The sequence below is a fragment of the Chitinophaga sp. 9-1-y genome (assembly GCF_059511905.2).
Genome location: NZ_CM197955.1, coordinates 5140133 through 5163523, shown reverse-complemented (window position 1 = coordinate 5163523; position 23391 = coordinate 5140133). Strand labels below are relative to the sequence as shown.

Below are 23391 nucleotides of genomic sequence, written 5' to 3'. Positions count from 1 at the left end.
ATTCGCTTAAATCTACCCACAAATCCGTAATTCGTAATTCGTAATTCCAAATCACGGCTGCGGTGCAGCGGCCACATCTTTGGTGACTACCGGCCATACGCCAGGTGCAGGAACACTGACGCCTTTGTTCGCGCCCCGTACTCCGGCATCCTGCCCGAAATAGTACAACGGCCATCCTTTATATGTCAGTTGTTTTTTTCCAAATACGGTAATGCTGCCGAATTGTGTTTTATCAAGAATAGAAGGCACCACCACCTGGTCGGTTTCATAAATTGGCCAGATGGCATTATTGGAGAAATCTGCTTTGGTAAATTTATTGACGTTGAATTTATCTATGCTGAAAGCATACAGGGTAACCCCTTTGGCATCTGTGAAGTATAACGTTTTGCCGTTTCCTTCCGTATGGTCTGCCAGGTAATTTTTACCGTCGGCACCTACCAGCTGGGCATTTACCAGTTGTATGGAGTAATCTGTTTTAGCCACAAACCATACATTTCCCACAGCTTCTCCCTTGGTTTCACCGGCAGCTTCGCGTACGTTGGCGCCATTCACGTTAGGGGCGTAGTAGTACAGTGGCCATCCTTTGTAAGTAGTTTGTTTTTTACCATCAGTAGTGGTAATACTGCTGAAGTCTTTGATGTCTAAACCGGTACCCAGGGCCGCTTGTGCGAGATTATCGCCGGCATAGTAAACAGGCCATACCGCCGCGCATCCTCCGGCGCAGTGGTTAGCGCCATCGAAATCATTGGAAAAATAATACAGTGAGTTCCCGTCTACGTCGGTGATGTGTGCGCCCAATGTGGTGCTGTTGCTGATTTGTACCACTGGCTTAGGTGTGGGCTTGTCCGGGTTGTTGTTGTCATTTCCGCCACAGGCGCTGAATGCTACGATGCCGGACATAGCTATCCATGCGAAAAGGGTGTTTCTTACGCAGTTCATATTGATTAAAATTTTTTGAGATGAAAAACGGATACGCCGTTGCCTGCTACAATCAGCAAGACGTGTGATCCGGTACCTATGCGTATTCGCAAAAAACAGCGAAAAGGTTGCCACCCCGGCAAAATATTTTTTTGCAGACCAGTACCGGAGATAAAAACGCGGCACTCCCCATAATCCGCTAAATTTGCTGCCATGGTAAATGAAAGCTACTACCTGCAGCAATATGAATCAGCCGATGTCGATGCCCGATTGGTAATGGACGTGATGTCGGTGTACCTGTATCCGTTAGAGACGTTTACCATTACGGACGCTGTGAACCAGGTGAAGGAAATGAAAGGGACGGACATCAGCGTGGTATTAAAACATTTAATCACTGCCGGGCTGGTGGTTAAACAGGTCACTGGCAGCTATGCGTTGATCCCGGAATTGAATTTTATCCTGTTCCCGAAAAATATTACGAACCCGAAATATGCATCGCTGCAGGGACGCACCCGGATGGCCCTGCATGCTTTTTATACCAGCAGCGGCCGGTTACAGGACCTGCAGGAACTACTTACCGCCTATTTTACGGGCGACCGGTTTTTATTGTCGGCTCCTGTGAAAAGGCTGGAGTTGGAACTGGATGAGTACCAGCCGTATCTATCTTACCTGTTGTATTTCCCCGCCTACGCAGGACTATTGCCGTTTTTTAGTGCAGACAGCGTCAACAAAATGGCCTTGTTTGCACTAAAATACAACCTGCTAAAAATGCTACCAGTGGCGGAACTGGAAGCCTTCCGCCAACAGTATGGTGTTTCTTTCCCGGAATTATCCCTGGTACAGGGACATTTGAATATCCCGGAGGCAGATCAATCGGCCGACGACCTGTACGCGAAGGCAGTGGTGTTATTATACGGCGGCGAAGTAGAAAAGGCTTTTACGCAGTTTGAGAAAGGAATCAAACGTCAACGGCAGCACGACAAAAAAAATACTCTGCCTTTATCACCGTTGTTTGCTTTTTACTATGCGTTTACGTTAGCGGTAATGCCCGGTGAGAAAGTGAATCCGCTGATGGCTAAAATAGTGGCCACTTATGAACGGAAGCTGTTGCCTGCTTTTACGCCTGCTATTTGCCTGCTACACTACCATGCGGGCCGCCGGGAAAAAGCAGATAACCTGTTGCTGATTTTACTGGAAGGAGCGGGCAGTTATTTACTGAGTTACTTGTCTATCCTGTGCTTGCAGCTAATGCATCCCAAAAGTAAATTGTTACGCACCTTCAGTCCGCAGGCAGGACACCTGTTGAGTATCGGTATGGAATGTCACTACCGGTTACTGACCTACGAATATCTATATTTATTTAAGGGAGATGATTACATAGGCTATGAAAGCCAGTTCCAGGAGGCTGCCGCGATTACCGGTCAGCCACCGGTATTTTCACAGATGGAGCAAACACCCGACTGGGAGCGGTTGCTGAACACCTTGCTGGGAGCAGATAGTCATCTTACTAAAAAAGAAAAAAATACCAATGCGTTGCGATTGATCTACCTGATCGACTTCGACGACTATAAAATACAACCGGTATTACAATCGTCGCAAGGCAATGGCTGGAGCGCCGGGAGAAACGTAGCGCTGAAGAAACTGAAGGAAGGTAAGGCGGAAGCCATGACTGAGCAGGATTTTCGTATAGGCAATACCGTTCAAAAAGATCATTACTATAACTACGACGGCGAATCTTATTCCTTTGCAGAAACGGTATGGCAGGAGATTGCAGGACATCCGCTCTTGTTTTCTGCCGACGATCCCACTATTTCGGTGGAAGTGATCCGGGCGCAGCCGGAATTGAGTGTTAACCGGAGCGATCACGGATATACGTTTAGTGCTAACGTGGACGACTATATTAGTGAAACCGTTTTTGTAAAAGAAACCAATACCCGCTTAAAGGTGATCAGCCTGACTGCGCAGCAGCGCCGTTTGCTGCAAACACTGCAGCAGATTCCGGTGGTGCCCGCGGCGGGAAAAGATAAACTGATACAGGTATTAAAAAGTGTAGGCGCCCATCTTACCATCCATGCAGACATGGGCGATATTGCGGCCAATATCAGCAAACGCCCCGCCGATTCCCGTATTGTAATACAACTATTGCCATTGGGCGAAGGGCTCAAAGCTGGTTTATATGTGAAGCCGTTTACGATGGACCCGCCTTATTGTAAGCCTGGTGCCGGCGCTCACCATATTATTGGGATCAGCAACGGAGAACGCTGGCAGGCGGTTCGTGACCTGGCCAGAGAGAAAAGTAATGTGAGCGCCCTGCTGAACCTCATTCAGGGAACCATTTCGCAGGAACTTTCGGATGATATCATCATCTTTGAAGACCCGCTCGATTGCCTGCAATTACTGGAAATTATTAAAGAAAACCCCACACTGGTCAGGGCAGAATGGCCGGAAGGCGAGCGGTATAAAGTGACGCATTCCGCAGGCTTTGCGCACCTGAGTATTTCGCTGAAAGAAAAAGATCATTGGTTTATGGCTGATGGTGAGCTGAAGGTGGATGAAATCACGGTGCTGGCGCTGAAAGATTTGCTGGATACTACCCGTACTGTTAAGAAACGGTTTATTGCCCTGCAAAATGGCGAGTATCTGGCGCTGACGACCGACTTACGGAAACGACTCAACGAAATGTCGAGTGTGGCAAAAATAGATCGCCATACTGTTAGCATACAACCTTTTGCCGCTATTGTGCTGGATGAACTCCTGGAGCATGCGGGGCATGTAAGTACAGATGCGGCATGGAAAGCCTTTTCCCGCAAACGTTCGGAAGCCATGGAGCTGGTAGCGCCGGTACCCGGCACATTGCAAACTAACCTCCGTCCTTATCAGGAAGAGGGGTTCCGCTGGATGACCCACCTGGCTGCCTGGGGAGCCGGAGCCTGCCTGGCAGACGATATGGGGTTGGGGAAAACCATCCAGGCCATTGCCTTGCTGTTGCATCGTGGGGAACAGGGAGCTGCGCTGGTGGTATGTCCGGCTTCTGTAGTCAATAACTGGCGGAATGAAATCAACCGCTTTGCGCCTTCCCTGAATGTGATTTACCTGCATAACGGGCAGCGGTCGAAGCTGGTAAAAGGCGCTGGTGCCTTTGATGTGGTCATTACCACTTATGGTTTGCTGCAGGCAGAGGAAAGGTTGTTGTGTGCGGTGGAATGGCCTACAGTAGTGCTGGATGAGGCGCATACCATTAAAAATTTTCAAACTAAAACGTCTAAAGCGGCCATGTCGCTGCAGGCGGGATTTAAACTCATGCTAACGGGAACGCCTATACAAAATCATATGGGCGAAATCTGGAACTTGTTTAACTTCCTGAACCCGGGCTTGCTGGGAACATTGGATCATTTTAATAAGCAGTTTGTATTCCCGTCGGTGCGTAACCCGGAGAGCGCGGTGAAGCAGCATTTGAAGAAGTTGCTGGCGCCGTTTATCCTGCGTCGTACCAAAACGGGTGTGTTGGATGAGTTGCCGCCTAAAACGGAGATTCTTAAACTGGTGAGTTTATCGGCCGACGAAGCGGCTTTTTACGAAGCGTTGCGTCGTAAAGCCCTGGAGAATATCAAAGCGCAGGAGGGAGGTATGGCGCAACAGCATATCCGCGCACTGGCAGAGATCAGCCGCTTGCGCATGGCGGCTTGTAATCCGCAGATGGTGGATGCAGAAACAGATATCCCATCTTCCAAATTAATAGTGTTTAAAGAGATCGTGACGGAGTTGGTGGCTAATAATCACCGGGCGTTGGTATTCAGCCAGTTTGTAAAACACCTGGATATAGTGAAGGAAGCGTTGCTGGACATGGGTATTACTTATTGTTACCTGGATGGCAGTACGCCGATGTCGCAGCGTGATAAGCTGGTGAAAGATTTCCAGGCGGGCAAGGCACAGCTGTTCCTGATCAGTTTAAAAGCAGGTGGGTTGGGGCTGAACTTAACCGCTGCCGATTATGTGATTCATTTGGATCCTTGGTGGAACCCGGCTATTGAAGAACAGGCATCTGATCGTGCGCATCGTATCGGGCAAACCAGGCCGGTTACCATTTACCGGTTGGTGGCGCAACATACAATTGAAGAAAAAATTATTGAACTGCATAACAGCAAGCGAGATCTGGCCGACCAGTTACTCGAAGGCAGTGACCAGGCAGGGAAATTAAATGCCAAAGAGCTGTTGGCATTGATTGCAGACAATGATCCGGCATAAGGTATCCGTCTCCCTAAAAAACCAACCTCCGCATAGATCATTCGCTACAATAGTTTTTTGCTTTATGCTTTCCGCTTTCTGCTCAGAAAGGGGATGGACTGATACTGGTCCAGCCGCCATCAATAATCAAACTTTGTCCTGTAATATGCCTGGCCATATCAGACACCAGGAACAGTGCAGCATTCGCGATATCAATCGTATGTGCAGGGCGGCCCATGGGTGTTAGCTGCGACCATATTTTTTCATAGCCCGGATCGTCGAGCGTACGTTCAGTGAGGGTGGCGCCGGGAGCAATCGTATTTACGGTGATGTTATAAGGCGATAGTTCAATCACTAAATTCTTCGCCAGCATTTCCAGGGCGGCTTTGCTCATACCATAAGCGGCAAGGTTTTTATGTGCCTGGTGGCCGGTAACAGACGAGGTAAACAGGATGGCGCCGCCCTGGGCCTGCTGTTTCATTTGGTTGGCAGCTGTTTGTGCCAGGAAGAAAGAGCCTCCAAGATTTACCTGCATCACGCGGGAGAAGGCTTCGGGGGTATAGGTAAAGAAATCGCCAAACAGGGTAATCCCTGCGTTGGCGATCACGATATCAAGGCTGCCATAACGTTTCACGGCTGTTTGCACCATTTGTTGTATAAAGTGTACCTCGCTGGAGTCGCCGGGCATGGCAATGCAAATGCCTTTGTCGCTGGTAATTTCGTTGGCAGCGGTATTAGCCAGTGTGGTATCAATATCATTCAGGATTACAATAGCGCCGCGTTCTACCAGTTGTTTACATATTTCAAATCCAATGCCTTGCCCTGCACCGGTAACAATGGCTACTTTATTTTCAAACTGCATAACAATTATTTTAGTGTGAATCCCTGGTAACTTCACTGCCGGAGCCGCCTTTCAGGAAGCCGAGGTCGGCGCCCAGGTGTGCCTGTTCTACATGTTGCTGGTATAGCTGTACATATCCACGGGTAGATTGCGGATATACGGGATGCCAGGCCGCTTTCCGGCGGGCTATTTCATCGGGTGATAAGTCCGCATGCAGGCGGCGTTGGTGTACATCCAAAGTAATCACGTCGCCATCGCGGAGAATGGCGAGGGTGCCGCCGGCCGCAGCTTCCGGCGATACGTGGAGCACCACCGTACCGAACCCGGTGCCGCTCATGCGCCCGTCGGAGATGCGTACCATGTCGGTAATACCTTTTGCCAGTAGCTTGGCAGGTAGGCCCAGGTTACCTACTTCCGGCATACCGGGGTAGCCTTTAGGCCCAACATTCTTGAGCACGAGTATACTGTTTTCGTCGACCTCGAGTGCGGGATCATCGATCCGTTTTTTATAGTCGTCAATATCTTCAAATACCACGGCTTTGCCGGTATGTTGCATCAGGTGTGGGCTGGCAGCAGAGGGTTTAATGACGGCGCCTTCTTCACAGATATTTCCTGTCAGTACTACAATGCCAGATACCTTGTTAAACGGGCTATCCAGAGGTGCGATCACGTCATTATTATAACTCACAGCATGGGCATAGTTGGCGCCGATTGTTTTGCCGTTGGCGGTCAGGCAATCTTTATGCAGGTGCTCCAGGAGGATATTGATGACGGCGGGAAGTCCGCCGGCATAATAAAGGTCTTCCATGAAGTAGCTGCCCGAAGGTTGCAGGTTGGCGATCAGGGGGATGTTGGCAGAAAACCTATCCATGTCCTGTAAGTTCAGCTCCACGCCGATGCGTCCGGCGATGGCGAGGAGGTGGAGTACAAAGTTGGTGGAGCCGCCGATGGCCGCATTCACACGGATGGCATTTTCGAAGGCTGCGCGGGTGAGTATATGGGAGGGTCGCCGGTCTTCTTTTACCATTTTCACGATTTCGTTGCCGGAGAGTTGGGCCAGTACTTTGCGGGCAGCATCTGCGGCGGGGATGGCCGCATTCTGAGGCAATGAAAGCCCCAGTGATTCTACCATACAGGCCATGGTGGAGGCAGTGCCCATTACGGCGCAGTGGCCGTCGCTGCGGCACATACCGGCTTCTGCCATCATCAGTTCTTCATTGGTCATACGTCCGGCTCTGACAGCTTCACTGAAACGCCAGATATCGCTGGTGCCGATGGCTTGCCCGCGATGCCGGCCGGTGAGCATGGAGCCACCGGAAACCACGATGGCAGGCAGGTCCACACTACAGGCGCCCATCACCAGCGCCGGGGTGGTTTTGTCACATCCGCAGAGCAACACCACGCCATCCATGGGGTTGGCGCGGATCGATTCTTCCACATCCATACTCACCAGGTTACGGTATAACATGGCTGTGGGCTTGATCAGCGTTTCTCCCAATGACATTACCGGGAATTCCAGCGGATAGCCGCCAGCCTCCAATACACCCCGCTTTACCGCTTCCGCCAGTTCCCTGAAATGGGAATTACAGGGCGTCAGCTCTGACCAGGTATTACAAATGCCAATAATAGGTTTTCCTTCCAGCTCGTGGGCGGGTATGCCCTGTTTCTTCAGCCAGGCGCGGTAAATAAAGCCATCTTTACCTTCACGGGCAAACCAATGACTGCTTCTGAGTGAGTGTTCCTGCTTCATAACGGGAATGGATATATAAGATACGTTTTCCTTATTGTCCTGAAATTTACGGATTTTGAATTTATCATGCAATGCAATTACGCGTGTATCTTGAATCTATTCTTTCTCTACATGATAAATAGGCTATCCATTTAACAGATGTTTATCACACCCGGTATTAAAAGTGTTCTTTTTATTGTGGAATTTTGATCCCATTGCATCTGTACAATAACCCGTAGTTGTCCACAATGAAAAAATTAATTTTACTAGTCCTCTGTTTGCTCTCATTTACGCGATTCTCTGTAGCACAAACGGCCAGGGTAAAAGGAACTGTAGTAGACACACTCAATCGCACCGCGCTCTCCAACTCCGTGGTGGCGCTACTTCAGGCCAAAGATTCTATCCTCGTTAAATTTGTCCGCAGTAATGAACAAGGGCATTTCGAGTTAAATAAGATCCCGGCCGGAAAGTATGTACTCCTGATTAGTTACCCGGCATTCGCCGATTACGTAGAGCCGTTTACGTTATCAGATACTTCGGTAGTGAATGTAGGGAAAGTGATGCTGACACAAAGGTCCCGCTTATTAAATGAAGTGGTGATACAGCAAAAAGTAGCCGCCATTAAAATTAAGGGAGATACCACCGAATTTAACGCGGCCAGCTTCCAGACAGCCGCCAATGCCTCCGTGGAAGATCTCTTGAAAAAGTTGCCGGGTATACAGGTAGATAGTAAAGGACAGATTACTGCACAGGGAGAAAGTGTGAAGAAAGTATTGGTAGATGGAGAAGAATTTTTTGGAGATGATCCCACGCTGGTGACCAAAAATCTGCGTGCAGATATGGTGGACAAGGTACAGTTGTATGACAAGAAAAGTGATCAGGCGGCCTTTACCGGGGTTGAGGACGGGGAAAAGAGCCGAACGTTGAATATACAGTTGAAGGAGGATAAGAAGCGGGGCTATTTTGGAAAAGTATCGGTAGGTGCGGGTGATCGGGGGTATCATAACAGTGAAGCCATGGTGAATGTATTCAGGGGGAAGAAGAAAATATCCGCCTATGGCATTGTATCCAATACGGGGACGACTGGTCTCGGCTGGGGCGACCGCGAGAGATTTGGCGAAGGTAATGGTGATTTGTCTGTCAATGACGATGGCGACTTTGAATTGAATAGTCTTGGATCACGCGATGAACTGGACAGTTGGAGCGGTCGGTATGAAGGTAATGGCTATCCGCTGGTGCAAACAGGAGGCTTGCACTTTGGAGATAAATGGGATAAAGACCGCCAAAATCTGAATGCCAACTACAAAATCATGAAGTTGTATGTAGATGGTAGTACGAATACCATTTCGCAGAATATTTTGAAAGATACCACCTACTATAATAATTCTTCTGAACAGTTTCAAAACAGTATTCTCCGTAACCGGATGAATGGGAGCTATGAAAAACAGATCGACTCCAGTTCATCTATTAAACTGATGGTAGATGGTAGTGTGGATCATAAAATATCGTCTATGTCCAATATGTCTGATGTGGCGGTTGGTTCCAACGGTAATATCAATAAAGTGAACAGCACCAACCGGAAAGCCGCTTCTGTATCGGATATCGGTGGCTTCAACAGCAGCCTGTTGTGGCGTAAGAAATTCAATAAGCCCAGACGCACGATTTCTATATTACTGGCGGAAAATTACAGTCGTACCAACGGTGAAGGCTTACTGGATGCATTTACCAACTTTTACAAGCAGGGACAGGTGGATTCTGTACAAAAAACCGATCAGCGTAAAACCACCAATAATGAAGCCGTGAGTATAAACGGGAATATTACTTATACGGAACCGATATCAAAGTTCTCTATACTATCATTTACTTACGGATTTCATGTGGGTAATAATCACTCCAACCGGCTTTCCTTTAACCAGGGGTCTGATGGGAAATATGCAGCATTGGATTCTATTTACAGTAATGACTACTCGTTTAACCTGTTAACACATACTGGTGGAATGTCGTATGGCTATTTTAAGAAGAAGGTGCGTATTAATATTGGCAGTAACGTAGGATTTACCAGCTATCAGCAGGCGGATATTTTCAGTGGACGTTCCCTGAATCGAAATTTTATAAACTGGTATCCAAAGGCCATCTTCCGATATAATTTTACCCAGCAAAGGCGTTTCTCGTTTAACTATTACGGGTATACGCAGCAGCCGGGAATTAATGATCTGCAACCGGTTCGGGTAAATGATGATCCGGTGAATGTAGTGATTGGTAACCCTCATCTGAAGCCTGCGTTCAATAATAACTTTAGTCTGAATTTCTCTGATTATAAGGTAATGACCAACAGGAACATATGGGTAAGCCTGGATTATTCTGTTATCAATAATGCGATTGGCAGTCGTAGTGTGTTGTCTGAAGATGGTAAGCGGACCACACAGTCCGTGAATGTGGATGGAAACAGTAACGGACGGCTTTACAGCAATATGGGGTGGAAAATTGCGCCCTGGGATATGAGAGCTGGTGTTGGTATAAATGGTGGTATGAACAGGAATGTGAATTATGTGAATGATGTTTACAATGTGACCAAATCTTTTAATGGAGGGGTGAATGTTTCTGCTTCCAAATGGAAAGAAAAGAAGTATGATGTCTATATGTCGGCTGAGGCGAACTATAACACCAGTGTTTCATCAGTGCAAAGCACCCTGCGTACTAATTACTGGACATTTAGGTTTAGTCCCAATGTAGATATTTACCTGCCCTGGAAAATACAGTTGCATGGTGATATGAGCGCGGAGATACGCCAGAAAACCGCTTTATTCGACAAGAATAACAATGTGGCCATTATCAATGCTTTTGTGGCAAAGAAATTTGGGAAGAAGGAGTTGACGCAAATCAATTTCTCTGTCAATGACATACTGAATCAAAATATAGGATTTAACCGGTCGGTGACTACCAATACCATTACGCAAACCACCCGCAGCACTATTGGTCGCTATGGTATGCTTTCTTTTATCTGGAATTTTAATAAACTGGGCGCCGGCGCGCCGAAAGAAAAGTAGCTATGAAAAACAGCGGAAAGAAATTATGTTGGCTCCTGTTACTTTTTGTGACAGCCTTTTCTGCGCAGGCACAGCAGGCCATGTTTCTGCAACAGGGACGCATTGAATATGAGAAGCGACTGAATGTACATGCGCGCCTGAAGGAGATGTCGGGAGGAGAAGAAGATTCGTGGTCGGATGTGATTAAGAAAGGAACATCGCAATACCAGGTGACTTATTTCAATTATTCTTTTGCCGGTAACACGGGTTTATATCAACCTGGAAAGGATAATTCATCGGAAAATAAATCTCCGTTTTTTGGAGAGGGTCCTGCGGAGGAGAACGTGGTATATTCCCGGCTGGACAGTATGCAAAGCATTTCCCAGAAAAAGGTATTTGAACAATTGTTCCTGGTAAAGGATACGATTCGTGCCATCCAGTGGAAAATTACCAATGAAACCCGTAAAATAGCGGGTTTTGATTGTCGCCGTGCCAATGCTATTATCATGGATTCTGTTTACGTGGTAGCATTTTATACAGATGCTATTGTTACACCAGGCGGGCCGGAATCATTCAGTGGCCTGCCGGGTATGATTTTGGGGGTAGCATTACCTCACGAGCATGTTACCTGGTTTGCCACCAAAGTATTGGTAGATGATATCAAAGAAGGTACCCTGAAGCCACCGGTAAAAGGAAAGCCGGTGGATAACAAAAGTCTGAATGTAGCTGTCAGTAAAAGTATCGGTAAATGGGGCGATTGGGGAAAGGCATATATTAAAGCAATTATGTTATAATTGCAGTTAACAGGCCAATGGTTTATGCAAACACTACCTAACATAAGAGCGCTTTATGCCCCTGTTCAGCCGGGCATGAAGCAGGCGGATAGGGAAGTGGTATACCAGGAGTTTTTGCCGCATCCGGGTTTGCAGGACGTGATTTATTGTTATTGGGAGCTGAAAACCGGCTGTGTGTTAACCTCCCCTTACCAATACCGGGTGGTAGCTGACGGTTGTATAGACATCTTTTTTGAGCGGCATGCCCCGGCGCAGGCGGTGGTGATGGGTTTCACGGACGCGTATACGGAGTTCCCGCTGCCCCCCGTTTTCCATTACGTGGGCGTGCGTTTTTTACCCGGTATGTTTCCCGCCGTATACAAAGTCGATGCCGCCGAACTGGCGCATCGGGAAACCAATTTGGCTGACATAACGGGTTCGGAAAATCATTTTCTCCCAGAAGGCTTCCCGGAAGCCGCATCGGCAGCGGAAATTAAATTGTTGCTGGATGCACACTTCCTGGCGCTTCTTTCTACTACTAACTTTCCTGCAGATAACCGCTTCTATGAATCTTTAGACCTGATTTTGCGTACATCTGGCATGGTGAGCATTGAAAAAGAGTTGCCCAGGGGCATCAGTTCCCGGCAGTTACGACGTTTGTTCAGCAGCTATATCGGGGATACACCGAAGGCATTCAGCAATGTAGTACGCTTCCAGCATCTTTTGCAGTCGCCCTTGCCCGTGCTGAAAAACAGGTTGTACCTGGATGCCGGTTACTATGACCAGGCCCATTTTATTAAGGTATTTAAAGGACTGTACGGTCTTACTCCCTCCCAGGTTTTCGAAAAATAGTTTGTCCGTTTTTTACAATGCCCAGGGCTGTTACCTCTCTAACTTTGCTGTCATAAAATTAATCAGATCATGAAACGATGGCTGTTGGCAGGTATTTTTTCTTTCATCATTTTTCCACTTTATTCACAAATTAAACCGGTGACCATGAAATTAAATGCGGGTATTATTACTAGTAAGATAGCGGAGAGTAAAAAATTTTATACAGAGATACTGGGCTTTGGGGTAGCATTTGAAAACGATTTCTATCTCTTGCTGCATACCGCCGACAGTAGTGCCGTGTTGAGTTTTTTGCTACCAGAGCATGCCTCCCAGCAGCCGTTATTCCGTCCTGCTTTTCAGGGGAAAGGGGTATATCTGACGATAGAGGTGGAGAACGTTGATGAGCTATATCAGCAGTTAAAAGCCAAAGGGGCGGAGATACGGATTGAGCTTAGAAATGAGCCATGGGGCGACCGTCACTTTGCTATTGAGGATCCAAATGGGGTAGGGATAGACCTGGTGACATATGCTCAGCCATAAACGATGTTAACATTTTTTTAAGCTAAAGAAATCTTAAAACGCCGTGGATGGCCCTCAAAGAGGAATCATTTTTGTTTTATGCCAGGTAACTAAAAATTTTAACCATGGCAAAGCAAAGCAAGGACGCAGTAAAAAATGAAATTCAGGAACTGGCCATCGGTAACTATAAAAGTTACCCTGCTGATTATGAGGAAGCGCCGGCAGCGGTTTTACAGAATATCCAGTCGTTGGCAAAAGGCTACTGGGATAGCCGCGAGTTCAAAGAAGTAGCGCGTGATGAGCAGTTGGGCATCCGGCTGGAGGATTACCAGCACTGGACAAGAGAGGCGTATGATGTCTTTTTGAAAGCCAATATGAATTAGTATCATCCTTTTTACTACCCCGATAGCCCCCCAGCTTCTAAGTTGGGGGGCATTTTTTTTAAATCTGCAACTATTTGCGGTCGGGGGTTGTTTTAATATGACGGTGGATTCACTGCCATATAATGTAGTGGGCACTACACCTGCTTAGCTTTGACAAATCTGCTTCTATACACCACTAGAGCCGGTGTTCGTAACCCCCTGATTGCATTGGGCTTGTGGCTGAACCTGCCATTAACCTAAATTTTCAGCGCATGAAAAAGTTTTTATGTTTGTTGATGATCCTGGGCGCCGCATGGCCGTTGTGTGCTCAGAATGCCCCTGTTGCGGCAGTTGTTAAGCAGGATGAGGACCTGGTTACACAAATATTTGGTAAGAATAAAGAATCGTTGCTGGATGATTTATTACAGATTTCCCCGGTAGAGATGCAGGCATTCCAGGCTACTTTCATGGAATATGAAACAGAGAAAAGCCCGTGGCTGGCGGAGCGTATTGCGTTATTAAAGATGTATAATGAAGAATTCTCTTCCCTCGACGAGCGTAAACTGAATTCACTGACCAGGCAGATTATCAACAACGACCTGGAGTTTGGGCGGTTACAAATGCGCTATTTCCGGCGGATGAACAAGTTATTAGGCGCTACCAGGGCGGCTAAGTTCTTCCAGCTGGACAATTACCTGGAGCAATCTTCCAGGGCATTTATACAAAACAAATTACCTTTTATTAAGGAGCTGGAATCTGACCGGCAGGAGTTTATACATGGCGGCCGGCCATTAACCAGCAGGTAGATCTCTGACTATGGCTCTTCTACAAAGTCCTCGCTGCGTGGAATGGCTTTAAATTTTTCGAGCAAGTCTGCCGGGAGTCCCGTTAGTTTCCGTTTGCGGGTATCTATCCAGGCGCCGTCTACCAATACGGTGGCTGATTTAGTGCCATCACCGCGGTAAATTTCGTGTCTGATAGACCAGCGCGAAGCATCTGCTTTGCATTTCGTCATTTCGCAGGTGACCTGTACTTTATCATTGGGGCCTATTTCCCGGTGGTAAAGCAGTTCCTCGCGGAAGAGGATAGGGCCTACCTGTAGCTGTAAAAAATGGGAGGCATCGAGCCCTGTTTTGTCCAGCAGGCTTAGTCGTGCCTGGGCGGCAAAGTCGGCGTAGGCTGAGTGCCGCAGGTGCATATTAGCGTCTATCTGAGACCATAATACCGGTCCTTCAAAGAATATGTTGTTCATCTTTAAATTTACGAAAAAGTGATATAAACTGGTGATGCCGGGAGGCCGGGTATTTTAGGAGAAGCTATCGATAATGACTATACGTAAATGATAAAAGCTTGCTATGGGCCGGCTTGTTAACGAAAAAAATCAATAAAAAAAAGCAAAACAAATTTTTTTAGAATCAATTCCTTTTATACTTTCGCGGCATGGAGAGTTGGCAGAGCGGTCGATTGCGGCAGTCTTGAAAACTGTTGACTGTAACAGGTCCCGGGGTTCGAATCCCTGACTCTCCGCAAAATGTGATACAAAATTCAGAAATGGATTTTTGTATCACATTTTCGTTTTTAAGATGTAGTTCATTATTTATTTCAGTATCCACGATTACTTAAGGTATTCAGATAAGCATTATTTAAATTTATTTGCTAAATCTAAATAGTATTGTCTGCCATATTCATTGTTTGATTCTTCAGATTTTTTGTTGAAATATTGGGCTACCTCTTCTTTATTTTCCTCAGGTATCTCATTACCATGTAAATCCATAATTATCTCGAAAGAGCTTTCTGCTACTTTTTTTGGAGACATATCCTTTACATTCATAAAATACTGCCATTTTTTGCTGTAATTTTTAAAATGTTCCAGTCTTGGAAGAAATATCGCCACATAAGGCCCTACATTTTTTTTGTAAGCATTTTCAACCATAAACTCATACATATCCTGCGATTCCGGCAAGTTGTATCTTTGAATCATATTTCCTATCGCAGAAATAAGAAGGATAACCATTTGGGCATTATCAGCATTGCTTTTATAAATGTCCAAAAGTATTTCTGAAAACTTTACATCATTAAAAAGATCGTTATAATAAATCGAGACTTCCAGTCTTGGGGTCTTTTCAAATTCCTTTACACTTTGAAATAGGTCCTCGATACTAAGTTTTCTCCACTGAGATATTTGTTTTTTTAACACTTCAATGTTATCAATATTCTTTTGGATCTTATGAGGTATGTTACTCATTTATATAATTTTTCTTTATTCAACGGGCTAGTGATACGCCCAATGAATATAGATCTTTTAAAATAAAAAAAATAAGTAGAAGGATTTATAAAAGCTAACCCCTAAAAAGTCACAAATTACCGGTTGTTAGTTATTGGTCTGATTTAATCTTTTTATTAAGATAAAGTCATCGCCTTCAATGATCATAAAAAGAAAGGCTGCCTCTTATGAAAGAGGCAGCCAATTCCGTGTTAAATGCTTAGATCTATTTGGCTTTTTTAGCTACGAATTTGCCAAGTACTTTACCCGCTTTGGCGTATGCATCACCGATACGCGGACCGGTAGCAAACTGACCTTTTCCGCCTTTCATATCATTGAGCATAATTTTGCAGAGGACTTTAGATTTATCAGCAGCATCATAAAAATAAATTTCGAGATTAACCGCTGCTTTGGCAGAAGTAATGCCAACATTATATCCTACCTCAATAAATTTGGTATGTACTTCCATGATATATTTAGTGGCAGCATCTTCGCTGATGGTTCTTTTGGAATATTTCGCAAACAGCTCGTTGAATTTAGGCTGGTAATGATTTTTTCTATCGCTTATCCAGCTTTCTTCCCATGCTTTGCCCGTGCCGGGTTCTTTCGATTCTTTCTCTGCTTTTTTTCTTTTGATGTAAGTGGCTTCTTTGCCATCCTTGCCTACGGTTATATCATCGTATACATAGGAAATTTGTATTTCTTTAACATCTTTCAGGAAGGTCAGGTTACCTTTAACAACATCCTGCGCCTGTGAGGAAATGCTGGTCATTATTGATCCTGCCACGAGGATCAGTGCAAATAATTTTTTCATAGTGTAAAGGAATAAATGGTATAAAGTGAAAAAGGAAATGTTTAGAAGTTAAACAGTGTTGCCAGGCTGTAAATGTCAGGTTTATTATCTGTTAAACCTTTCATGTAGCTCAGCTTTATTTCTATGTTGTGTACCCTCCCTACGCCTATACGAAGACCTGCATTGGCCAGTGGACCGGTAGTGATGGAGCTTTCGGAGGAGTTGTACTCGCCATAGTCGCCTGAGTAATTATCGGCCTCGGAGCTAAAGTGATACCCGTATCCGGCGCCTACAAAAAAGCCCATACGGCTATGTGCATTCTTGCTGGCGCCGCGGCCAAAGTTTACGTTGACTACTGCCGGCAAATTGAACATGAAGCGGATGTTAGTAGTTTCATCCCTGTAGGAGCCAATATGACTGCTGTAGTTACCACCTAAACCCACGCTCAGCGGAACACCCACAGATAGGGACAAATTATCTTGCTGGAAAAAATTAACGCGGGGGGAATAAGTAAGTCCACCTACTGCCCTGGCATCTGAATACTCCGTTTTATCCACCAGGACAATAACGCCTGCACCATGCATAAACGTTTGAGAATAAGCACTGAAACACGCTGCAAAGGCAAAGGTCAACAATATGATCTTCTTCATTATGTTTTTGGGAATTTTATGAATATGAATTAGTGTTACAATTTATAGGTTACTGCTACCGTACTTCAGCGCGGGTGCAAATTAAGTACATTAAAATCATTTTAAGAAAGGAAATAATGGAAATACCATGAATGTGTGACCTCCTGAAACGTTTATACGTTACTGTTATAATAAGTTGTGCAGGCCTGGTTTTGAACAGATCTTATCCTGGTCCTGGTTGGGCATACAGCGGGAATATGTTAATGTCAGTCTTCACAAAAGCATGTTCCCGTATATGCCTACGCTTTCGCTCTGCTGGTTATTGTTAAAGATGAACACAAAGTTATCCAGCGCTGCCTTTCTTCTGCGGCCCGCCTGGTAGATGAAATCATTATTGCCAACAGCTTCATTGACCAGCTTTTGTGCGGCAGTGGAATCGGCCAGCGGTGGCGGCGACAAATGCATTTTCCTCAATGCTGTAAAGATTCCGGCACCCTCCGTAGGGGTATTTGGAAAAGTATTAGATAGAAACGATATCTTTATTTATCATTGAACATCATTTCGCAACCAATCTAATCTATATGAAAAGCTGGTTTTTGCTATCCGTTTTCTTAGTTTCTTTTGTTGCCTGTCAAACGCATACAAATGAAAAACCCTTCATTGCTATTGAGGGAATCGACTCGACCATTCAGCCGGGCGATAATTTTTATAATTATGTAAACTTGAAATGGTATGATACTGCACAAATACCACCCAGCCAGTCGGGGGTAGGTGCATACCGATTTATGAACTATCAGCAACGTCTCAAGTTACAGGGTATCCTTGATAGTGTATCAAAAAGTAATAATCCCGCTGGCAGCCTTGAACAAAAGATCGGTGATTTTTTTGCTTCCGGAATGGATACGGGTATCATCAATCAGCGTGGATTTGAGCCACTTAAAACAGGGTTGCAGCGGATCAATGCCATCACTAGCATTGCTGACATGCTTACATTCATGGCGGAAGAAACCAAATTATCAAACATCGCCCTTATTGATTTTCAAGTTTCACCTGATCAGGAAAACAGTAGCATGAATATGGGGCATATTTATCAAACCGGTATCGGCATGCCTGACAGAGATTATTACTTCAAGACTGATACCGCCACCGTGGCTATACAGCAAGCATATAAAAAATACCTGGCAGATCTTTTTACGCTGACGGGAAGCGATACTGCGTTAGCACAAAAAAACGCGGCACTTGTTTACGATATTCAAAAGCAGCTGGCAACATCACATAAAACCAATATTGAACTGCGGGATATAAAGGCTAATTTCCATAAAGTAGGACTGGCGGCTTTAAATAAGCAACAACCCAATATCGGTTGGACAGCTTTCTTCCAACATCTGGGCGCTACCATAGACTCACTGGATATAGCCCAGCCTGGTTATTATGACAAATTAAACACACTCCTCAAATCGATTCCAATAGGGGATTGGAAAGTATACCTGACAGCAAATTATATTAGTAGCTATGCAGACTACCTCAGCAAGCCTTTTGTGAATTCATCCTTTGAGTATAATAAAGTCCTTACGGGACAGACCACGCAAAAAACACGCGGCGAAACCATGTCAAGCGTAGTAGATACCTATCTCGGCCAGGCATTGGGACAATTATATACGAAGCTATATTTCCCGGAGTCCGCCAAAACACGGATGCTGGAGTTGGTGAATAACCTGCAGAAAGCATTCTCCAATAGGGTGGACAAGCTGGACTGGATGAGCGACAGCACTAAGCAAAAAGCCAAGGTGAAATTATTTGCTATCACCAAAAAGATCGGATACCCGGATAAGTGGCGCGAATACAACCATGTAAATATTGTGAGGAATAAATATTTTGAAAATGTAGTATCGGCGGCCGCGAACAACTTTCAATACAACCTCGCCAAATTAGGGAAGCCGGTTGACAAAACGGAGTGGTTCACTACACCTTCTACAGTTACCGCTTATAACAATCCTTCCGCCAATGAGATTGTGTTTCCAGCCGGCATTCTACAGCCTCCCTACTTTGACAACAACGCTGACGACGCACTTAACTATGGTGGCATTGGCATGGTGATCGGGCATGAAATGACGCATACATTCGACGATCAGGGTGCCCAGTTTGATAAAGACGGTAACGTAAAAAACTGGTGGACACCGGAAGACTATAAGAAGTTTAAGGCCAAAACACAACAGGTCATTGATCTGTACAGCACGTTTACCGTATTGGATAGCATTCATATAAAAGGTGCGCTTACAGTAGGAGAAAACACCGCAGATATCAGCGGAATTGCCGTAGCCTATGATGCTTTTAAAATGACCAAACAAGGTCAGGATACAACAAGGATCGGAGGCTTTACGCCTGATCAGCGATTTTTCTTTTCAGTGGCCAGGATCTGGCGGGTGAAAATGAAAGACGAATACCTGCGCTACTGGGTTAATAACGATCCCCATTCTCCACCTATATGGCGTGTAAATGGCCCACTAATGAACATCGCTGCTTTTTACTCAGCTTTTAATGTACGATCCGGACAGCGGATGTTCCTGGATGAGGATAAGCGGATCAAGATATGGTAAGTTGCGAAAAAAACAAAAAAGCCTTTGGTCAATCACCAAAGGCTTTTTTGTTTTTGGATACAATAAAATGTAGATAACACTTCCGTCCCCAGGGATTATCTACTAACCATTTCCAAACGGCTTACAGCACTTCTTCACAAAAGCAGTATATAAGAAGAAGTGGCAAATAACTAATTAGCAGCTTTATTGACTGAATCGGCCGGAGTGGCTTCCTGTGGCTGTTTTTCTACTTCATCATTTTTCCTGGATTTTTTGTTTTTCTTTTTGCCGCCATTAAAAATTTTGTCCATTACTTTATCAGCTTTATCGGATGCTTCCCGGCTCGTGCGGTCTTGTACTTTATTTTCCACGGTGTTCCCCACATTGCCTGCAGCTTGTTTTGCCTTGCCTGCTACTTTGTTAAGCAATTGTGCATTTGCGGTAGCTATTCCTGTGCAGAACAGGTGCAGGAGGAGTAACTTTTTCATATGAATGTTTTTTGGGTTTATGAGATAAAATTAGATGTTAATGAAGTTGGTGTCAATCGTTAAAAAAGATGATTTTGCTTATTCCACCAGATGTTGTAATGCTTTAAAGTCGAAGTGGTTGCTAAAATTGTTTAAGACCCTGAGTGATGATGGTATCGAAACATAACGAAAAGCAATTGTTATCATTTGCGGGCTGGCAGGGCTGGCAGCAGCCACTTTGAAGTATTCTGAATTGTATTTATAGAGTGGACCTTCATTCTTCTCCTTATCATAAAATTTCCAGAACCGGTTATAGTTGGTTTTTTCTGCTAACCTGGCTTTGTATGTTTGCGTGTTGTCTTCGCTGTGGTTAATAACTGCCTGGGCGGACAGCCATTCTTCGTTGTGCTCCATTAGCGCTTTTTTGACAACGCTTATTTTGTCTGTCACATCCGCTTCCCAGCTGCTGTATTGTTTTATACCGGCATCATGATCTGCGGTCAATTTTGCCAGCAATTTCGGGAAGTGTAATTTTTCTCTGTCGTAGTATTCCAACAGGCTTTGCAGGTATTCTTTGCGGGTTACTGGTACCAATACAGGCAAGTTCTTTTTCTTCATGAACCAATAGCGGTATACATAATTATTGCGGTTATTAGGTCTGATGTCCTTTTCAGGAACATCCTGGAAATAGTTGTTGCCCGAGTTGATGGCTTCCATCAGGGCCGGGTTGCTGCAGGTCATGTAGGTAAAGAGGGAGATCAGTTGGGCATTCACATTGGATGGCTGGTGGTTTTTCCAATCCTGGTATTGCAGGCCAAAATCATAATTGCCCATGCTGCTGCCAAAAGGCGTGTGTAAGAAGCGATCCAGAGTGTTGAGCGGAAGGCTGTTTACATACATCCGTAAGATAGTGCCGGCTTCATCGTTTCTTTTTAGTTTGCCTTTGTAGCAGAAGTATTCGTGTAAAGAGGATTGAAAGGTGGATTTCCCCAACCGGGTATTGCCGCAGTATTCGTAGCCGTCCGTGGAATAGTAATTTTCCCAGTCGCCGCCAGTGAGGTTAAAGCTGGTGTGGCTTTGCTGTTCTATCTTTTCTAGATCGTTCAATGTTTTTTTCGCCATTGCTTTGTCAGCAGCAGTCGTCATGCCATTAAAGTATTCCGCTCTGGCGGCCGGCCATGGATATTGGGCCGCCGTAAGATACTTGCCGGGAGTTGCATCCAGGTCAGCATTGGTTTTACAGTCTTGTCCAATGGCGGGTTGTGTTAGCAACAAAGCCATTGCTATGTTAAATGTGATTGCGCTTTTCATTTATCAAATATTTTATGCTGTTGAGAGGTGGGTGTTACTTTCCAAATCCACTTATCGTTCCCGTCATATTTCCCGATATCAGGCTCATGCGACCGGAAATCGCAATGATGTCAATGCTGGGGTCTTTTACAGCACCTGCGGGATCATCTACGGTATCAGATCCGGCGGTTACTTTGGCTTCTCCGGTGGCGTATACGTCTTCAATACCACGACTACTGAATTCCATTCCCATACCGGCTTTGACGGAGGCGCCTACCTGCAGCGGTCCTTTGCTGGCAGATACGCCTTTGTCTATCACCGTCACTTCCACGTTGCCATTATGAAAGTGATTATTACCGGCATTATCAGATTTGAAATTGAATTGGCCGGTTACCCTTCCGGCATCAAATTCTATATGGGCGTTGCCGCATTCGAATACCTGTTTATACACGATAAAGTCCAGGGTAGATTTATACCTGCAGTGCATGTCATCAAATTCGGCGAGTTTGTAGCGGGAGCCTTTTTCGGGAGGAATGGTACATTTACCATACTTATTGGTGGCAAGGTATCTTGAGTTACCAAGAGCGGCCAGCCATTCTTTTTTTGCATTTATTTTGGTGGCTTCAAATGTTGGCGGATCCTGTGTAAATTGTTCCCAATACAGTTCTTCTGTAATCTTTAGATACAGTTGGTGTAAATAGTTTTTATAGGCTTCTTCCAAAGGTTTGTTATAATTGGCGTATACCCATTCGCTATACTTTTGTTGTACCGTGCAGTTGTTGAATCCAATGTTTTCCCCTTTTTTAGCATTTTCTGTTTCATGGTCGGCAACAAGACTGTATTGCTTTTCCAGGCTTTTTCGCTGGGCCTCGTCTTTTGCCGCAAAGCTATTCACTAAATCAGCTACCTGCTTTTTTGTAGTCGCTAACCGGTAGGCGGCTCCTCCATCCTTATTCATTTCTTCCAGGTTTTTCTGGGCCACTTTGTTGTAAATATTACTCGCCTGCGACGTACTTGTACCCATGGATTTTACGGCTCCATTTTTATACTGATTGTATGCTTGTTGGGCTTTTTGGATATTCGCTTGTTGATAAGGAACCAGGTCTTTTGCCAGCGAGATAGATTTTTCATTCACCTGTTTTTGAAACGCATCCCAGTCAGGTGCCAGCTTTAATTCCTGGTCGTAAGAAGTAGGTACATCCGGGCGTACAAATTTCCGCAGCCCCAGGGGATCGGGATCGGGCCGGAAGGGAATGCGCATATCATTAGCTTTTACGGAGTAGCCCAGTTGACGGAGTTTATTCACTTTGTTTGATGAATAGCTATACCGGAGGGAGTTTTTCATTTTCTCAATCGCTTTTGCCTTATTCCCTTTGCTTTCCTGGATAAGGCACTGGGTATAGTTTGCCTGTGGGTGCCAGGCAAATGCACGGATGGTTTTTTCCAGGTAAGTATCCGCTTTGTCTGTTTCCCCCAGGTAAAACCAGGCCTGGCCGAGGTTATTAAGAATGGTGGTGTTATCCGGATATTCTTTGTTCAGGTATTCGAGTAGGGGAATAGCTCTGTGTGGCGCACCGCCCATACTGAGCATGGCTGCAAAGTTGCTGAGCATATCCATATCTGATCCGTTTTCGGCGCAGGCACGGCCCATCATGTATACGGCAATTTCAGGGTTGCCGGTTGTCCAGTAACCAACGGCTGCGTTGCCGATGGTGCCAGCATCATATTTATGGGATTTGAAAGCGGTGTATACCTGTTGCCCGAATAGTTTTGCGTCATTGCTGATACCTTTTTCAACATAATCATTGAGTGTTTTGATATAAGCAGGGACGGTGGCTGCAGAAAGTTTTACCGCCGGGATAGCATCAATAAACGCTGCGTTTTTTTTAGGTACACCCTCGCCGCCAACGGCCAGGGCTACCTGTGCATCTGTTGTGCCGCCTGGAATAGCGGGTACTTTGGCGGAGAGCCCCATTCGCTCCATCATCTTTTTTTGTTCGGGAGTAAGTTTATCTAATGCATCCTGCGCCTCTTTTTGTTTTTGCTGTATTCCTTTTACAGAGGTGGGGTTTCTGCTTTGGGCAAAAATGCTTCCAATCGTGAGGAATAGAAAGGGGGTGATAAAGATGATTTTCATGTTGTACAATTGT

The 23391-nt window shown here is 45.4% G+C and carries 19 protein-coding genes and 1 tRNA gene; 9 read left to right on the top strand and 11 right to left on the bottom strand.

Annotation, left to right across the window (positions count from 1 at the left end; genetic code table 11):
• Positions 1–51 precede the first annotated feature (51 nt).
• On the bottom strand, positions 52–939 hold the full coding sequence (locus AC5ZC7_RS20375) for a COG4315 family predicted lipoprotein (RefSeq protein WP_496157051.1): 888 nt from the start codon (positions 937–939) through the stop codon (positions 52–54).
• Between the two features lie 192 nt (positions 940–1131).
• On the opposite strand from AC5ZC7_RS20375, the gene AC5ZC7_RS20370 reads away from it, so the two are divergent.
• A complete protein-coding gene (locus tag AC5ZC7_RS20370; RefSeq protein ID WP_496157052.1) occupies positions 1132–5163 on the top strand; it encodes an SNF2-related protein in 4032 nt (1343 codons plus the stop codon).
• An 82-nt stretch (positions 5164–5245) separates the two neighbouring features.
• Here the strand turns inward: AC5ZC7_RS20370 and AC5ZC7_RS20365 are convergent, their stop codons facing one another.
• The gene (locus AC5ZC7_RS20365; RefSeq protein ID WP_496157053.1) at positions 5246–6004 is read right to left on the bottom strand and encodes a glucose 1-dehydrogenase; all 759 of its coding nucleotides are present in this window, start codon (positions 6002–6004) and stop codon (positions 5246–5248) included.
• Positions 6005–6014: 10 nt separating this feature from the next.
• On the bottom strand, positions 6015–7733 hold the full coding sequence (locus tag AC5ZC7_RS20360) for a dihydroxy-acid dehydratase (RefSeq protein WP_496157054.1): 1719 nt from the start codon (positions 7731–7733) through the stop codon (positions 6015–6017).
• A 227-nt stretch (positions 7734–7960) separates the two neighbouring features.
• On the opposite strand from AC5ZC7_RS20360, the gene AC5ZC7_RS20355 reads away from it, so the two are divergent.
• The 6 genes from AC5ZC7_RS20355 (at position 7961) to AC5ZC7_RS20330 (ending at position 14029) form a co-directional block, all read left to right on the top strand.
• Complete coding sequence (locus AC5ZC7_RS20355) at positions 7961–10759, top strand: outer membrane beta-barrel protein (RefSeq protein ID WP_496157055.1); 2799 nt, start codon at positions 7961–7963, stop codon at positions 10757–10759.
• A gap of 2 nt (positions 10760–10761) precedes the next feature.
• Positions 10762–11532 carry a GLPGLI family protein gene (locus tag AC5ZC7_RS20350; protein ID WP_496157056.1) on the top strand — a complete coding sequence of 257 codons (771 nt, stop codon included), beginning with the start codon at positions 10762–10764 and terminating at the stop codon, positions 11530–11532.
• A gap of 24 nt (positions 11533–11556) precedes the next feature.
• Positions 11557–12363, top strand: coding sequence for a DUF6597 domain-containing transcriptional factor (locus AC5ZC7_RS20345; RefSeq protein ID WP_496157057.1), 807 nt, complete (start codon positions 11557–11559; stop codon positions 12361–12363).
• 69 nt (positions 12364–12432) lie between these two features.
• Positions 12433–12882, top strand: coding sequence for a VOC family protein (locus AC5ZC7_RS20340; RefSeq protein ID WP_496157058.1), 450 nt, complete (start codon positions 12433–12435; stop codon positions 12880–12882).
• 104 nt (positions 12883–12986) lie between these two features.
• Positions 12987–13244: a hypothetical protein gene (locus AC5ZC7_RS20335; RefSeq protein ID WP_496157059.1), complete on the top strand. Its 258-nt coding sequence runs from the start codon at positions 12987–12989 to the stop codon at positions 13242–13244.
• Positions 13245–13495: 251 nt separating this feature from the next.
• Positions 13496–14029 (top strand): hypothetical protein, encoded by a 534-nt coding sequence (locus AC5ZC7_RS20330; protein WP_496157060.1) that lies wholly within the window; start codon positions 13496–13498, stop codon positions 14027–14029.
• 8 nt (positions 14030–14037) lie between these two features.
• On the opposite strand, the gene AC5ZC7_RS20325 is transcribed toward AC5ZC7_RS20330, so the two are convergent.
• Entirely contained in the window at positions 14038–14475 is a 438-nt protein-coding gene (locus AC5ZC7_RS20325; protein ID WP_496157061.1) for a thioesterase family protein, read from the bottom strand.
• 190 nt (positions 14476–14665) lie between these two features.
• Between AC5ZC7_RS20325 and AC5ZC7_RS20320 the strand changes: the two genes are divergently transcribed.
• A tRNA-Ser gene (locus tag AC5ZC7_RS20320) sits at positions 14666–14750 on the top strand.
• 112 nt (positions 14751–14862) lie between these two features.
• Here the strand turns inward: AC5ZC7_RS20320 and AC5ZC7_RS20315 are convergent.
• From AC5ZC7_RS20315 to AC5ZC7_RS20300, 4 genes are all read right to left on the bottom strand, one after another.
• Positions 14863–15468 (bottom strand): hypothetical protein, encoded by a 606-nt coding sequence (locus AC5ZC7_RS20315; protein ID WP_496157062.1) that lies wholly within the window; start codon positions 15466–15468, stop codon positions 14863–14865.
• Positions 15469–15712: 244 nt separating this feature from the next.
• Positions 15713–16300, bottom strand: coding sequence for a hypothetical protein (locus tag AC5ZC7_RS20310; RefSeq protein WP_496157063.1), 588 nt, complete (start codon positions 16298–16300; stop codon positions 15713–15715).
• 41 nt (positions 16301–16341) lie between these two features.
• Positions 16342–16929 carry a hypothetical protein gene (locus AC5ZC7_RS20305; protein ID WP_496157064.1) on the bottom strand — a complete coding sequence of 196 codons (588 nt, stop codon included), beginning with the start codon at positions 16927–16929 and terminating at the stop codon, positions 16342–16344.
• A 252-nt stretch (positions 16930–17181) separates the two neighbouring features.
• Positions 17182–17382: a hypothetical protein gene (locus tag AC5ZC7_RS20300; protein ID WP_496157065.1), complete on the bottom strand. Its 201-nt coding sequence runs from the start codon at positions 17380–17382 to the stop codon at positions 17182–17184.
• Between the two features lie 248 nt (positions 17383–17630).
• Between AC5ZC7_RS20300 and AC5ZC7_RS20295 the strand changes: the two genes are divergently transcribed.
• The gene (locus AC5ZC7_RS20295) at positions 17631–19505 is read left to right on the top strand and encodes a M13 family metallopeptidase (protein WP_511911260.1); all 1875 of its coding nucleotides are present in this window, start codon (positions 17631–17633) and stop codon (positions 19503–19505) included.
• Between the two features lie 170 nt (positions 19506–19675).
• Here the strand turns inward: AC5ZC7_RS20295 and AC5ZC7_RS20290 are convergent, their stop codons facing one another.
• The 3 genes from AC5ZC7_RS20290 to AC5ZC7_RS20280 all read right to left on the bottom strand — a co-directional run bounded on the left by AC5ZC7_RS20290 (position 19676) and on the right by AC5ZC7_RS20280 (position 23378).
• Positions 19676–19972: a hypothetical protein gene (locus AC5ZC7_RS20290; protein WP_496157067.1), complete on the bottom strand. Its 297-nt coding sequence runs from the start codon at positions 19970–19972 to the stop codon at positions 19676–19678.
• A gap of 78 nt (positions 19973–20050) precedes the next feature.
• Positions 20051–21262, bottom strand: a complete 1212-nt coding sequence (locus AC5ZC7_RS20285) for a hypothetical protein (protein WP_496157068.1) — start codon at positions 21260–21262, stop codon at positions 20051–20053.
• Between the two features lie 34 nt (positions 21263–21296).
• The gene (locus AC5ZC7_RS20280; RefSeq protein WP_496157069.1) at positions 21297–23378 is read right to left on the bottom strand and encodes a tetratricopeptide repeat protein; all 2082 of its coding nucleotides are present in this window, start codon (positions 23376–23378) and stop codon (positions 21297–21299) included.
• Positions 23379–23391: the final 13 nt, after the last annotated feature.